Annotated in this window: 10 protein-coding genes and 2 pseudogenes; 3 read left to right on the forward strand and 9 right to left on the reverse strand. The window is 60.5% G+C overall.

Going from position 1 to position 14,144, the window contains the following annotated elements; translation table 11 throughout:
• Positions 1-3: 3 nt before the first annotated feature.
• Complete coding sequence (locus OKA05_RS15215) at positions 4-858, reverse strand: phytanoyl-CoA dioxygenase family protein (protein WP_264488022.1); 855 nt, start codon at positions 856-858, stop codon at positions 4-6.
• Positions 859-1,159: 301 nt separating this feature from the next.
• Between OKA05_RS15215 and OKA05_RS15220 the strand changes: the two genes are divergently transcribed.
• Positions 1,160-2,062: a ThuA domain-containing protein gene (locus OKA05_RS15220; protein WP_264488023.1), complete on the forward strand. Its 903-nt coding sequence runs from the start codon at positions 1,160-1,162 to the stop codon at positions 2,060-2,062.
• 234 nt (positions 2,063-2,296) lie between these two features.
• A complete protein-coding gene (locus OKA05_RS15225) occupies positions 2,297-3,265 on the forward strand; it encodes an AraC family transcriptional regulator (RefSeq protein WP_264488024.1) in 969 nt (322 codons plus the stop codon).
• Positions 3,266-3,364: 99 nt separating this feature from the next.
• Here OKA05_RS15225 and OKA05_RS15230 read toward each other — a convergent pair whose 3' ends face one another.
• The 7 genes and pseudogenes from OKA05_RS15230 to OKA05_RS15260 form a co-directional block, all read right to left on the reverse strand.
• Positions 3,365-4,348: a hypothetical protein gene (locus OKA05_RS15230; protein WP_264488025.1), complete on the reverse strand. Its 984-nt coding sequence runs from the start codon at positions 4,346-4,348 to the stop codon at positions 3,365-3,367.
• A 27-nt stretch (positions 4,349-4,375) separates the two neighbouring features.
• Complete coding sequence (locus tag OKA05_RS15235; RefSeq protein WP_264488026.1) at positions 4,376-4,465, reverse strand: DUF3604 domain-containing protein; 90 nt, start codon at positions 4,463-4,465, stop codon at positions 4,376-4,378.
• Between the two features lie 243 nt (positions 4,466-4,708).
• Entirely contained in the window at positions 4,709-6,847 is a 2,139-nt protein-coding gene (locus OKA05_RS15240; RefSeq protein ID WP_264488027.1) for an alpha-galactosidase, read from the reverse strand.
• A 141-nt stretch (positions 6,848-6,988) separates the two neighbouring features.
• A pseudogene (locus tag OKA05_RS15245) lies at positions 6,989-8,260 on the reverse strand (DUF1501 domain-containing protein); the annotation flags it as partial.
• A gap of 350 nt (positions 8,261-8,610) precedes the next feature.
• Positions 8,611-8,850: pseudogene (locus OKA05_RS15250) on the reverse strand ((2Fe-2S)-binding protein); the annotation flags it as partial.
• Between the two features lie 243 nt (positions 8,851-9,093).
• The gene (locus tag OKA05_RS15255; RefSeq protein ID WP_264488030.1) at positions 9,094-9,348 is read right to left on the reverse strand and encodes a hypothetical protein; all 255 of its coding nucleotides are present in this window, start codon (positions 9,346-9,348) and stop codon (positions 9,094-9,096) included.
• A 214-nt stretch (positions 9,349-9,562) separates the two neighbouring features.
• Positions 9,563-10,507 carry a prenyltransferase gene (locus OKA05_RS15260; protein ID WP_264488031.1) on the reverse strand — a complete coding sequence of 315 codons (945 nt, stop codon included), beginning with the start codon at positions 10,505-10,507 and terminating at the stop codon, positions 9,563-9,565.
• Between the two features lie 207 nt (positions 10,508-10,714).
• Here OKA05_RS15260 and ligD point away from each other — a divergent pair, with 207 nt between their 5' ends.
• Positions 10,715-13,861, forward strand: coding sequence for a DNA ligase D (gene ligD, locus OKA05_RS15265; RefSeq protein ID WP_264488032.1), 3,147 nt, complete (start codon positions 10,715-10,717; stop codon positions 13,859-13,861).
• A gap of 13 nt (positions 13,862-13,874) precedes the next feature.
• Here ligD and OKA05_RS29345 read toward each other — a convergent pair whose 3' ends face one another.
• Positions 13,875-14,051, reverse strand: coding sequence for a DUF3606 domain-containing protein (locus OKA05_RS29345; protein WP_343226968.1), 177 nt, complete (start codon positions 14,049-14,051; stop codon positions 13,875-13,877).
• Positions 14,052-14,144 lie beyond the last annotated feature (93 nt).

Genomic DNA, 14,144 nt, shown 5'->3' on the forward strand with positions numbered 1-14,144 from the left:
GGATCAATGCGTCCCTCCTTCCCACAGCAGTCCCTTGGCTTGATCCTGGCCGCAAGGTCCGCCGGCTTCGGAGGCCTCGATCATCAGGTCCTCGCCGGTCGGGGTGAGAAGAGGGAGGTAGAACTTGCTGATGCGGCGGGTCGAGCGCGGCACATAGTGACAGATGAACGAGCGACGGAAGCGCTCCTTAGAGCGATTCGGTCCTGAACCGTGGATCGTGTTTCCGTTGAAGAACAGGGTATCTCCGGCTTTCATCACGCAAGGCACCGCCTTCTTTCCGGGCGGTGCAGGGACGAAGTGAGTCGTGAATGATTTTTCTGGATCGGCCCAGCCGGGGCACATGATGGGTTCGTCGGCGGTGTCCTCCACGAGGTACATCCCGCCGTTCTGCGGATCGGCATCATCGATCGCCGTCCATGCGGCCACACAGGTCTGCGGCTCTACCATCAGGTAGAAGTTGTCCTGGTGCATCGCCTGGCCTCGCGCCCCCGGCGGTTTGAAATAGAACATGCTCTGTGCGGCCAGAACGTCGTCGTCCATCAGTTCGCGCAAGCATCTCAACACACCCGCGTGCACCAGATGCTTGCGCGAGACGGCATCGAAGCGGTGCGGATGATGAACGCGTGGATGGGTCTTGAGCGGATCCCCCTCCGCCTCCTCTGCGGAAACGGGCTCGAAGTAGCCGGGAATCGGCCCGCTTCCGGCGATCTTTTCGAAGGCCTGTCCAATTTCGGCAACGGCTTCTGCTGAGAAAAGGCCACGCGCCACCGCGTAGCCGTGGCGGCGAAACGAAGCCTTCATCTCTTCCAGGTCAACCGTTGGGGGGAGATCGATTTCCGTAGTCACGGTGGGATTCATGGGTGTTCCCGAGCTGTGTTGCTCAGGCCGTCGACCGTATCCAAACTGCATCGCTTTGAGCAATGGACGGAAGTCTCGAATCCATGGACTATTCTCCTTCCATAAGAGATTCTCGACTTGATCCCCTAAGCCTCATCCAAGGACATTCCGGCCCGAACCGGAACCCGCGCTGCTCATCAGCTCCTCTTCGATTTCCGCCGACATCGTCGAGAGAGTATCAGAAGCCTGATTGGTTGTTAGATGTCCCTCTACCCTCGATTTGCTGCATTGTCATCCGGCCGTGCCTTCCTAGGCTTGCGTCATGTCCAAAGTCACCACGCTGCTGTTTCTAACTCTCGGTCTCGGCTCCATATCGCTCCACGCTGAGCCAACCCGCCGGTTGTTATTCTTCACCAAGTCCAGCGGTTTCGAGCACGATGTGATCTCCTGGAAGAAAGGCAGACCCAGTTTCGCGGAGAAGATCTTCACCTCGCTCGGTGCCAAGCACGGCTGGCAATTCGAGTTCTCCAAAGACGGCTCGAAATTCTCCTCGGAGTACCTCGCCGGATTCGATGCGGTCATCTTTTACACCACCGGCGACCTCACTAGCATGGGCACCGACAATCAACCGGCCATGACCCCGGCCGGCAAGCAGGCGCTCTTCGACTACGTGAAAAGCGGTAAGGGCTTCATCGGCCTGCACTCCGCCAGTGACACCTTCCACACTGCGAACGAATCAAAAAAGGGCCCGGATCGCTACGTCAACCACGGTAAGGAAGCCGATCCCTACGTCTGTTTTCTCGGCGGCGAGTTCATCATCCACGGGGATCAACAGGTCGCGACCAACAAGGTCATCAACAAACGGTTTCCTGGCTTTTCCGGAGCCGGGGACAGCTTCGCGTTCAAGGAGGAATGGTATTCGCTCAAGGATTTCAACCCGGACATTCATGTTCTCACGGTGATTGATGCTCCCGCCATGAAGGGGGCGATGTACCAGCGTCCCGCATACCCGACCACCTGGGCCCGGGAGGAAGGAAAAGGCCGGGTCTTTTACACCGCCATGGGCCACCGCAACGACGTCTGGACCAATCCGGTTTTTCAAGACATCCTCGTCGGCGCGATCCGCTGGGCCACTCGCGACGTGGACGCCGCTGTCCCGCCCAACCTGAAGGATGTCGCACCGGAAGCGATGACCAATCCGTCGTATATTGAGCCGAAGAAATAACGGCTCTGGGGCAAGGGCACCGAGATCCGCGGTGGCCGGGTGTGCGAGGGGGGCGGCACCGGGCATCGAGGGCCACCGACTTGGTGTTCTTGTGCAAGTTCTCCATCTCCATGGTCTTGCCGGCGGAGGAGCCACGTTCCCTTTGACCAGTGGACGGAAGCCTGGAATCCATGGACTATTCTCCTTTTTTCCCGGGCTCGTCGCTTGACCCCGTGAGTCCGGGTGACTAGGATAATGAATGCGCCGCAGTCCGCAACGGGAGCGCAACAAGGTCCGGAGTGCATTTCTGCCCGCATCATGAAAAGGATCGCAACGAGAGCCAATCTCCGGGGAGAAGGATTCCGCGGGCAGGTACTGCACTTTGGGCCGGCAGATTTGCGAAGGCAAATCGCCCGGCACCCGCTGGGCGGCGGCTTGTGTGTGCCGGACATTGGTTGGTTTCCGAAGGCGCTCGGTCACTATCGCGAGCGTCCTCAAGGAGCCGATGAGCATATCTTGATCTACTGCCACGCCGGGGGCGGGTGGTTTGAGATAGACGGGCAAAGGCGGGAGGTCTCAGCGGGACAAGCCCTCCTCGTGCCGAGCGGCAAGCCACACCGGTACGGTGCCGATGAGGCACAGCCTTGGTCCATTTATTGGGCGCATTTTTCCGGTCAGGCGGCGGCGGTTTACGCCAGTCACTTCATCCCCCAAGGATACGTGGTTCCGGTCTTGCCGACGGCGGGCAAACAAGTCGAACGCCTCTTCAAGGAGTGCTTCCACGCGCTGGGGGACGGCCACACCTTGGCTGGCTTGTTGCAGGTCGCGCACATTTTCCGTCATTTGCTCGGGGTGCTTCTGTTCGAAAACGTGTCCTTTCATGCGGAAGCGACAGCGATGCCGATGCGCGATTTCACCGGGAATATCCAGTTCATGCGGGACAACATTTCCCGCTCGTTGAGTCTTCAGGAACTGGCGCAGCAAGCGGGCCTTTCACCTTCGCGTTACTCCGCCTTGTTCAAGGCGCGGACCGGAGTCTCCCCGGTCGAACACCATATCGCCCTTCGGATCCAGGCGGCCTGCCGGCTGCTGATCACCACCAACTGGAGTGTGAAGGAGGTTTCCTATGCGATCGGCCATGAAGACCCCTTCTATTTCTCGCGCCTGTTCGTGAAGATCATGGGAGTATCGCCGTCCGCCTACCGGGGCGACGCCAAGGGGTAAACTCCGCGCTTCCCCACTCGGGTCATGCCATGCGCCGTGTCGCCGATCACTGGATGGTCACGCGAGACCCGGGCGGAAGCACGCGCTGCGGGCTGACCTTCACGGGTTCGCCCGGGCCGGGGATGCCGGTCTTGGGATTGCCGAGCCAGCCGCCGGCCGCGCTGACCTTGGCAGTGATGGTTTTGAGGATGCGGTCCACCGGCTCGCGGGTCTCATCGGTCGCGTAGAAGCCGTCCTTGAGGCCGTTGCGGTTGCCGGCGCCACCGTCCGCGTATTCGGGTTTGAAGCAGCCCGGATGTTGTCCTTGATGACATTGCCACGCTCGTCAGGACGCACGCCAATGGTGCCGCAGGCGGCCCGGCCTTCCATCCAGATCACGTTGCCGGTGATGGTGAAGTATTCCGAGTTGTTATCCAGCGCGAGGATGGAGGAGCCGGGCATGCCGGAGGCCTTGAATATGAGGTAGTCCTTCCAGATGTTGCCCTTCCCGGTAGCCCAAGCGTAGATCGCGCCGCCCTCGTCGAGCAGTTGCTCCGGCTCGACGACGATGTTGTTTTCAATCAGGTTATTGCGTCTGTGCATATAGGGTTTCATGTTTTCGCGGTTGAAGCGGAACATGCCCTTCTTGAAGCCACCCGTCATGCGCACGCCATCCCGCATTTCCTGAGTGAAATCCTCGGAACGGATGCGGAACATTTCCCACAGCTTGAACTGGTATTTGCCCAGGCCGATGTCGTGGATCCAGTTGCGGGTGATGGTGTTGTTTTTGTTCCCGTCCAGCGTGCCGGGGCCGTAGCCACACACGCCATTGCCCATGACCCCGTACTGGGCCATGACGAGGGTCATCTCGAGATCGCCGTTGGAGGGCACGTTCGCGAGTTGCGCCTTGTTGATGCCTTGGAAGGTCACCGCCTGGCCATCGTGGGAGGGCTTGGTGAAGGTGATGCCGCACGACCACTTGCGCCAGTGGGTGTCGTGCAACCGGGCGCGGGTGACGGGTTGGCCGTCAACATACAGGTAATGGAAGCGCCAGCCCTTGGGCACATCGGCGACCCAGAGCTTGCCCTTGGCCTGCACCGTCACGCCCGCGGGTTCCTCATCGAGTTTCTTTCAACCCGTGATCGGGCGGCCGCCGGTGAGTTTCGGGGTCTCGCCCTTCGCGGCACGGTAGGCCGTGCCGGAGTCCTCCGGGGTGAGCACGAAAGTCTTGTCCAACACATAGCTGCCGTTATGCAGCCAGACGGTGGAGCCTTTGCTAGCGCGGGCAGCCGTCCGCGCTCATTCCAAGCTGGCGAAGGGCTTGGACTGCGTGCCTGGGTTGCTGTCCATGCCAGTAGGCGCGATGTGAAAATCGGCGGCCGGGCACGGGATGCCTGTTGCAAATGAAGAGGTGAAGGGGAGGGGCGGGAATTCAACCGGCGGTCGCCGCGCCAACGGGAATTCTCAGGAGGTAGGTTGATAACGCAGGAAGAGGTAGTCGGCGGGAGCCTCGATCTTCAGCGTCACGGTGCCATCGGCACCGACGGGGACCACCGACTTGCTCGACCGGCGCAGGTCCTCAACCTGCAGGGTTTTGCCAGCGAAGGCGCTCGTCATGCGCAATTTGAATGTGTGAGTGTTGTCCGGATTGTTGATCTCACGGAACACCATCAGGTAGCCGCTCTCGGCGGAGGTGTCGTCGATGGATTGGAAGCCGGTCCAAGAGGCGTTGTTCGGGCAATCCCCGATGGGGAACACGTAACCTTGGAAGATGTTCTTCTGGTGCGGCTTGTACATCGCCAGCGTCTTGGTGAACTCCTTCTTGGTGTCGGCCGCCATCATGTGCGGCATTGACCAGATCTCCGGCACACCCATGAGGGTGGTTGCCAGGCAGTAGCCCATGCTGTGCTTCTTGGCGTCGGACTGGGCGGTCGCGATGATCTCAGGATTGTTCATCATGAGCTGCCACTTGTTGAGATTGTGGTATTTGGCCAGTTGCCAGTAATCACGCAGGGAAGTGCTCGGGATATAGACGTTGTTTTTTCCCGGGATCTCGCCCCAGTACGAGCGGTTGAAGACGTGCATGGACGCGTATTCCCGGTTCCAGTAATAGCCGTAGGCGATGCGGTTGTCGGTGATGTCCCAGGTGATCGGGGACTTGTGCTCGGTGGCCTTGAGGAAGGTCCGGGACTTTTCCCGCGCGGCGTGGAGGCGGGGGTAGGTGTGCAAGGTTGCGAAATCCAGTTTGAACTGGTTGAGATCAAGCTGTTGGGTATTCCAGATCATCTCCTCCGCCTTGATGGAATCCGACAACCCCCACAGGCCGAGTTTGACTTTGGCTTCTTTCGCCGCCTTCGCCACCGGTGCCCAGCCTTGGGGGTAGTCCGCAATCTTGGGCTCCCACTTGCCATCCTGCGGGTCCATGGTGTGCCGGCCATCGGCTTGCCAGCCGTCGTCGATCAGCAGCATGTCGATGCCGGTGGCCTTGCATTCCTCGATCATTTTCAGGACCGGCCACTGCTCGGCATAACTGCGGCCTTCCGCAGCGGTGCGCTGGTGGCCCCAACCGCAGAGGAAACTCCAGGTGCTGTACTCGAAATCGCTAGGGAAGCGGGCGCGATCGAACCGTTTGAGAGCCAGTTCCATTTCGTCCTCACCGCCGTCGTAGGCGAGAGTCCAGCTTGCCCAGCACCACTGGAACTTGTCCGGTTTGAGATCCCTTTCGGTCAAGGCCCAGCCGGTGTTTTGAAGGCCATTCTCGTCCAGGATGAACTTGCCGGTGTTGGTGCCGACTCCGTCTTTTGTGCCGTGTTTGGTGGAGACGTTGGATTCCTTGAGCATCACCACGCCGCCCTTGCCGTCGCTGAAGTGGACACCGCTGGCCCAGTTCGCCGATGCAGTCGGCGGCAGGGCCTCCTCGCGGCGCAGGTGCGTTTCGGCGCGGTAGCGCTGGTTGGGATCGTTGTAAAATCCCCACGCGGTGCGGCTCAGATCCTTGGCCGTGACGGGGAGGTAGTCCACCCGCGCCCCGGCCACGCCTGCGGCTAGGGTTTCGGCGTTTTGCCCCGGTAAGGGCGCGCCCTTGATCCAAAGCTGCGTCATGAGGCCGGCAACTCCCGGGAAGGCGCGGACCTCGTAGCGCAGGGTCAGATTCGTCGTCGGATAGAAAATCTCAGCCGTCAGCTTGAGGTTCTTTGCCATGAAGTCTTCGTCATCGTCTTCCACGGCGGTCAAAGCCACGAGCTTCCCAGCGCTGCCTTCCGGCATCAGGAGCGGGTGCGCCCAATCCGCAGCCGCCGAGGGAGCACGATCGGCCCATTCGCGCCCCGTTTTTTCGCCGCCGCTCTTGAGGCTGACAGTGGCGAGGCCTTGCTCCGTGAATTTCCAGCGTCGTTCCAAAGTCCCAGTTCCCACGACCAGTTGGTTTTCCTCCACCCTGGCATAAGCGCTTTCAAATTTCGCGGAAAGTTCGGGCAGCGGGTTGACGGTAGCGTGGTTTCCTGCAGCGCCGGATTGATCGCTCTCCTGCCCCACGGCCAAAGGAGTGAATAGGGCAAGGGCATTCAAGGCCAGCACGGGGGCGGTCAGACGGGGCAAATCCATCTGGGGATCAAATCAAAATCCGACCCGCCGTGCCCATGGATGATCGTGGGGAATACATGGACGATCTTACCGGTCAAGACGGCTTCATCGCAGCTGCTGGAATGGAAATCTGCTGATCCATTGAAAGAATCAGAAGTTATCTTACGCCAAAATCGCCTTCACCACCTTCGCCTCCTCCACGCCGGTGAGCTTGAGATCGAGCCCTTGGAACTTGTGGGTGAAGCGGGCATGATCGATGCCGAACTGCTGGAGCAGCGTGGCATGGAGATCGCGGACGTGGACGATGTCCTGGACCGAGGCGTAGCCGAGTTCGTCGGTGGCCCCATGGACGATGCCCGGTTTGATTCCCGCACCGGCCATCCACAGGCTGAAGCCCTTGATGTGGTGATCGCGGCCACTTCCCTGCCCCATCGGGGTGCGGCCGAATTCACCGCCCCAGATGACGAGCGTGTCTTCGAGCAGGCCGCGCTGTTTCAGGTCCTTGACCAGTGCCGCGGAGGCCTGGTCGGTGCGTTTGGCCGACTCGGTCATCTTCGCCACGATCTCGCCGTGATGGTCCCAGCCGCGGTGATAGAGCTGCACGAAGCGGACGCCGCGCTCGAGCATGCGCCGCGCGAGCAGGCAGTTGCTGGCGAAGGAGCCATCGCCCGGCGTCTTCACGCCATACATGTCGAGGATGTGCTTCGGCTCGTCGCGCATGTCGGTCAGGTCCGGCACGGAGGTCTGCATGCGGAAGGCCATTTCGTACTGGCTCATCCGCGTTTCGATCTCGGGATCGAAACGGTCCTCGGCAAGCATGCCATTGAGCCGGCGGATCTCGTCGATGACCTGCCTCTGGGTGGATTGGCAGACGCCATCGGGACTGCCCACGTAATGGACCGCGCTGCCTTTGCTTTGGAACTGCACGCCTTGGAACTTGCTCGGCAGGAAGCCGGCGCTCCATTGGCGAGCCGAGACCGGTTGGTCCGGGTCCGAGCCGCGCGAGATCATGACGACGTAGCCGGGTAGATTCTGCGACTCCGCGCCGAGCCCGTAGAGTAGCCACGAGCCCATGCTGGGGCGGCCTTTCAGGATCGAGCCGCTGTTCATGAACGCGTGGGCCGGGTCGTGGTTGATCTGCTCGGTGACCATCGAGCGGACCACGCAGATGTCGTCTGCGATCGAGCCGATGTGCGGGAACAGGTCGGAGATCTCGATGCCACTTTGCCCGTATCGCTTGAACTTCGTGAACGATCCACGGGCAATCAGCTTGGCACCCTGCAACTGCGCTAGCTGCTGCCCCGCGGTGAAGGATGCGGGGAACTCCTTGCCATTGAGCGCATCAAGCTGCGGCTTCGGATCGAAGGACTCAAGGTGTGATGGTCCCCCGGCCATGCAGAGATGCACCACGCGTTTCGCCCGCGCCGGAAAGTGCAGGCCGCCCGGATGATGCGGTCATTCGGCGAGCCGCTGAACTCGAACAGTCGCTGGGGGCCTGGAAGAAACTCCGCCCCAGCAGCTAGGCCGACTTTCCGGGCGCCACCTACATCATCCTCCACTCGCTCTCCCACATGCTGATCAGCGCGATCTCGCTGGAGTGTGGCTACCCGCTGTCGTCCCTCAGAGAGAGAGATGATCTACGCACCGGATGGCAAGGGTGAGATGGAAGGGCGCTACGGCATCCGGCTGTATACCTCGTCGGCGGGGCTGAGGGAATGTTAGGGGGCCTCGTCCGGTCAGCGCGCGACATCCGCAAGCACCTGTTCCGGGCGATGCAGCGTTAATCCATTGAGCGTCACCGCGAGGAGCAGGCAGGAATTCACCCGATCGCCATTCACGAGCACGGTGCATGCTCCGCACTGCCCATGATCGCAGCCCTTCTTCGTCCCGAAGAGTTGGAGACGCTCACGCAAGAGATCGAGTAACTTGGTCCAACACTCCACCTCCCGTTCTTTCTTGCTGCCATTGACCGTTAGCCGGAGTTCATGGAGGGAGAGGCCACGGGGTATCTCCAATGGTCCCATGTCCGACGAGCGGGCATCATTCGGCGTCGTCTCAGGATGGAGGAGGTTCCGGGTGGGAGGGTTCGCGCCATCCCGTGGACTTAGCAGACCGGAGACCCGCGTCTCTTGAGCCGCTTCAGCTGCTGTTTTCCGGTTCCCCGAACACACGTCGCATGGAAAGTAGGGTGCTGATCAATCAACAGCCATTGCACGGGGCATGACATGCCTTGCAGATTGCGCGGGGGTGCTCCGTAAAACGTAGGGCTATAGGCCCCCGGTAACCTGGACATCTCGACCGTAGATGCGGGCAGTGAGAGATCCCGGAGTGAGGTGAAAGTGCCGCCTTTCGACGACGTAAGTCGGGTCTTTGTCCCCCGAATCCGGGGTGCCCGCTTGAAAGGTATCGCCTACTGCCGGGATCGGCGCGATGCCTTGAGAAGTGTAGCCGTCGAACAAGGGCTGCTCGGAATGATCGTAAAACTCGACCCGGACTTCAGAGAGATTTTCTAGGGAATTCATGGCGGCAGTCTACTAGCACGATGGAAGCCGGTCGGCTGCTAACCTTGACCGCTCCGCCGCTGTTATGGCGGCCGGTGTGATCGCACAAATCCGCGGGGAAATGGTCGCTCGGGTCGAGAATGTTTGGTGACCCTCTGTTTTTCCTTAAGGCGAGCCACTTTTTTCTGGGGCCTGGCGACGTAGCGCTCCACCAGCAGCCCGGACACTCCCGGTCCTATTCCAATCCAGCAAGAAGGGGAACCAACGTGAACCACAGAACAAAGGAGAGGCTGCTGACCATCACTCCATCGATGCGGCGGCTTTGGGATTTCGACCATTGCGACATCGCGGAGGCGACAACTAACAGCGCGTGTAGTACGACCCCGACCCTGGTCCACGAAGGCCACTGGGCGGACCACCAGATTACGAGGACGCACGCCGCAAGCGCCGAGACGCTCGCTAGCACCAGAACCGGACGTGGTCCAAGCTTCACCGCCAAGGTGCGCTTACCCGCGTGTATGTCTGCATCATGGTCAGGAAGGCCCGATAGACTGATGGAGGGAAATATGGCGAAGAACAGAGGTAGAGCTACTTTGAAGACGGCAGGGTCACCGAACTGTCCGCCCACCACCAAGGCTCCGCATTGTACGACCAGCAAGCTGTGGGCAAAAGCCACCACCACCTCGCCCCAACCTCGATGGCTCAGCTTCAGCGGTGGAGCCGTGTAGCCAACGCCCAATAGCACTGCGGTTCCCAGGCATGCGAGGTTCACTGCAAGCGGTGCCGGCGAATATGCCTGGAGAATGAAGCTTCCTAGCGCGGCTCCAACTGCCACTACCTTGCAAGCCGATCTCAAGGCGTCGGGTGTCAAAAGGCCCTCTACCAACACCCGCGAACCACCCGTGAAATTGCCATGGTTCTGATTCCGTCGATCGCTTTCGAAGTCGTAAAGGTCGTTCACGAACACGGTGAGAGCCTCAATCAGGAAAACGACCACGAATCCCCACCAGTAGGCCGGCAGTCTCCAGATGTCCGATAAGGGAACGACCAGTGCGGCCCCTGTCGTGTAACCCAGCCAGGACATCGGATAGAAAGGCAGTCGCAGCGCGCGCAGCCATGTCACGATGCGGGACGTTGCAAGGGCAATCCCTTGTTCAGAATTCCCGGGGCGATCCGTCATCCGGAATTCCCTGCGGTCGGCGTACCAATGTTCGAAACTCCTGCCGCTAGGGGACTCGGGTCTTCGCCAGGTCTGCCACAGGAAGTGACCGGGCGGATGCTCCAGTTTGGCCAGGGATCTGCCAAGCCCGTGGAAGACGGTTCGAAGTCTGCTAGATTCTCCGCCAGTCACCCTTGTCACGCCACCGGGCGCGAAGCCGTAAGCCCAATGAAGATCGCCACCTACAACGTCAACGGGATCAACGGACGGCTGCCTGTTCTGTTGCGGTGGCTGGGAGAAGCCAAGCCGGACGTGGTGTGCTTGCAGGAACTGAAGGCGTCCAACGACAAGTTCCCTCTGTCCGCCCTCCAGGAAGCGGGATACGGGGCCGTCTGGCACGGCCAGAAGAGTTGGAATGGGGTGGCGATCCTCGCTCGTGGTGCGGATCCTCTTGAGACACGGCGCGGTCTGCCAGACGATCCGGACGACACCCACAGCCGTTATTTGGAGGCGGCAGTCGAGGGTATCCTTGTCGGTTGCCTCTACCTGCCAAATGGTAACCCGGCACCGGGGCCGAAATTCGAATACAAGCTCCGGTGGTTCGAGCGGTTCCTGGATCACGCCGAAGGGCTTCTCCGCCAGAAGATCCCGGTGGTGCTGGCGGGAGACTACAACGTCATGCCGACCGAACTGGACGTCTATAAGCCGGAGAAGTGGGTGGATGACGCGTTGTTCCGGCCGGAGGTGCGCGAGTGTTTCCGCAGGCTGGTTGATCAAGGGTGGACCGACTCGATCCGTAATCTTCACCCGAGCGAACGAATCTACACCTTCTGGGACTATCTCCGGAACGCCTATGGCCGCAATGGGGGGCTGAGGCTGGATCACCTGCTGCTGAGCCCCACGCTAGCGGGCCGGCTGGTGAAGGCAGAGGTCGATGTGGAAGTGCGTGGCTGGGAAAAGGCAAGTGACCATGCTCCGACGTGGATCGAACTGGGGAGTGCGACGAAGCGCGCTCGGGCCTCGAAGCGAGCGTCGGTGAAGACAACGAAAAAGAAGGCCGCAGAATCGCCTGCGCCGGACGCCCCTCTCGGAAAATATAAGGCGAAGCGGAACTTCGAGAAGACGCCGGAGCCGGGGCCTCAGGTCGGAGATCGATCGGGGCGCTCCTTTGTGATTCAGGAGCATCACGCGCGAAGCCACCATTTCGACTTCCGGCTCGAGATCGATGGGGTGCTTGTAAGCTGGGCGGTGCCGAAGGGCATCCCGGAAGATGTGGTGGCGAAGCGTCTTGCGGTTCACGTTGAGGACCATCCGTTGGAATACGGCAAGTTCGAGGGCACGATCCCGGAGGGCAACTATGGTGCGGGCACGGTGGCCATTTGGGACAAGGGCACGTGGGAGCCGATGGGAACGGGATGGAGAAAGGATTTCGCGAAGGGCACCCTGAAATTTTACCTTAAGGGCGACCGGCTGAACGGCCCGTATTTGCTGGCCCGCATGAAGGAGGAACCCAACTGGATGCTGAAGATGCTGGAGCCATCGACTCATCCACAGGCGAGTTTCGAGGCGGAGCCGGAGACACCGCAGTATGTGGCTCCCCAGTTGGCCCAGGTGGTCTCTACCGTGCCGGCGGGACGCGACATCATCCACGAGCTGAAGTTCGACGGCTACCGGCTGATCATCGTGAAGCACCGCGGCAAGCTGACGGTCTACACCCGCAACGGCCACGACTGGACGCACAAGTTCGCACCCCTTGCCAAACACCTCACGGCGATTTCCAAGAAGGACTTCATCCTCGATGGTGAAGCGGTGGTGTGGGACGAGAAGGGCCGCAGCAATTTCGGAGATCTCCAAGCAGCGCTGAAAGGCCGTCCGGGGGACGTGTCATTTGTCGCTTTCGACCTTCTCCACTTCGATGGGCTGAACCTGCGCGACCTGCCGCTTGGCGAGCGTCACAAGCGGTTGGCCAAGCTGGTAACCGAGGAACAAGGTGTGGTGAGGCGGTCCACGGTCTGGTCTTCGGACATGGGTGGCGACCTCTACAAGCAGGCCTGCCAGCTCGGGCTGGAGGGAATCATCAGCAAGAAACTAAGCTGCACCTACAAGCCCGGTGACCGGCGGGACTGGACGAAATCCAAGTGCCGCCCGCGTCAGGAATTTGTGGTATGCGGCTACACCCCTCCGAAGAGTTCGCTGCCGGCGTTTTCATCATTGGTTCTGGGCACGTATGAGAACGGGAAGCTCATCCCGCGAGGCAAGGTTGGAACCGGGTTTAGTGAGGATGACCGGCGTGAGTATCTGGCAAGGTTCAGGCCGCTAAAGACGAGTAAACCGGCTTTCGAAATCGATGAGGAAGTCGTATGGGTGAAACCGACCCTTGTCGCGGAGGTGGAGTTCGCCGAGATCACACGCGATGGGTCCGTGCGCCAGGCCTCCTTCGTGGCCATGCGCGAGGATAAGAGTCCCGATCAAGTCCACTTGGATGCAGTCCAGACCGCGACCCCGGACGGCAAGGGGGCGAAAGTGGCGGGCATCACGATCAGCAATCCCGACCGCATGGTCTTCCCTGGGGACGGGGTCGCGAAGCTTGAGGTCGCCAAGTATTACGAGCGGGTAGGGGAGCTAATGCTGCCGTTCGTTGCCAATCGACCGCTGGCTTTGCTTCGAGCACCGTCAGGGATCACAGGAGAGTTGTTCTTTCAGAAATCGTTCACAACCCACGTGCCGGAGGGTGTCCATCAGGCGAAGCTGCCGGATGGCGACGACATCTTTTTCGTGAAGGACGTCAAAGGGTTGGTCTCGTTGGCTCAATTCAGCGCGATCGAATTCCATCCCTGGGGCTCGTCGCTCAAGAACGTCGAGAAGCCTGACTTCCTGACGTGGGACCTCGACCCCGAGGAGTCAGTGCCGTGGAACGAGGTGCTTGGCGCTGCCTTGTTGCTGCGCGACTATCTGCGAGAGCGGGGTCTCGAACCCGTGGTGAAGACCTCCGGCGGGAAAGGGCTGCACATCATGTTGCATCTGAAGCCGAAGCACGATTGGTCGGTCATGAAGCCGTTCGCGAAGTCGGTGGCTTCCGCGGTGGCGGACTTCAATCCTGCTCGCTTCACCGTCACGTCGAGTAAGTCCAAGCGCACGGGGAAGATCTACATCGACTGGATGCGAAACGGCCGGGGAGCAACGTGTGTCGCTCCCTGGTGCCTCCGCGCGCGGCCGGGAGCCACAGTTTCGATGCCCATCAACTGGGATCAACTCCCGGAGCTTGCGAAGTCTGGCTTCACCATCCACGAGCCGGCAGAGCAGCCGAAAGAGTGGCGGGACGTTGGCCCGCAGACGGTAAAGATCTCGCTGCTGCGAGAGCTGGGAGTTTTATGAAACTAGAGTGCGGCTACTTGCCGAGTTCCCGTTTCACATCGTCTGCCATTGGCCCCACCTTATCGGCTGCTTTCTTGAGTTCTTCGGGTGTCACTCCAAACTTCTTCGACCAATCCCGAACCTCGTAATCTTCTCCCGTGTTGATTCGATCGCGATCTGGACCCCCTGTTTTTGATTTGTCGTCTGACATAGCCCGGCAAACTATCCGCTAGGGTGGGATTTGCAAATGGCGTCGAATGCCGCCCGCCGGGAGATGGGGTCGGCGTTGCGGGCACCACGGGTG

Origin of the sequence: Luteolibacter arcticus, from assembly GCF_025950235.1 — a bacterium.
In the GTDB taxonomy this organism is placed as follows: Bacteria; Verrucomicrobiota; Verrucomicrobiia; order Verrucomicrobiales; family Akkermansiaceae; genus Haloferula; species Haloferula arctica.

Coding starts and splice junctions, on each gene's coding strand:
- OKA05_RS15215 (WP_264488022.1), bottom strand. CDS start 858: ATGAATCCCACCGTGACTACGGAAATCGATCTCCCCCCAACGGTTGAC.
- OKA05_RS15220 (WP_264488023.1), top strand. CDS start 1,160: ATGTCCAAAGTCACCACGCTGCTGTTTCTAACTCTCGGTCTCGGCTCC.
- OKA05_RS15225 (WP_264488024.1), top strand. CDS start 2,297: ATGAATGCGCCGCAGTCCGCAACGGGAGCGCAACAAGGTCCGGAGTGC.
- OKA05_RS15240 (WP_264488027.1), bottom strand. CDS start 6,847: ATGGATTTGCCCCGTCTGACCGCCCCCGTGCTGGCCTTGAATGCCCTT.
- OKA05_RS15255 (WP_264488030.1), bottom strand. CDS start 9,348: ATGAATTCCCTAGAAAATCTCTCTGAAGTCCGGGTCGAGTTTTACGAT.
- OKA05_RS15260 (WP_264488031.1), bottom strand. CDS start 10,507: ATGACGGATCGCCCCGGGAATTCTGAACAAGGGATTGCCCTTGCAACG.
- ligD (WP_264488032.1), top strand. CDS start 10,715: ATGAAGATCGCCACCTACAACGTCAACGGGATCAACGGACGGCTGCCT.
- OKA05_RS29345 (WP_343226968.1), bottom strand. CDS start 14,051: ATGTCAGACGACAAATCAAAAACAGGGGGTCCAGATCGCGATCGAATC.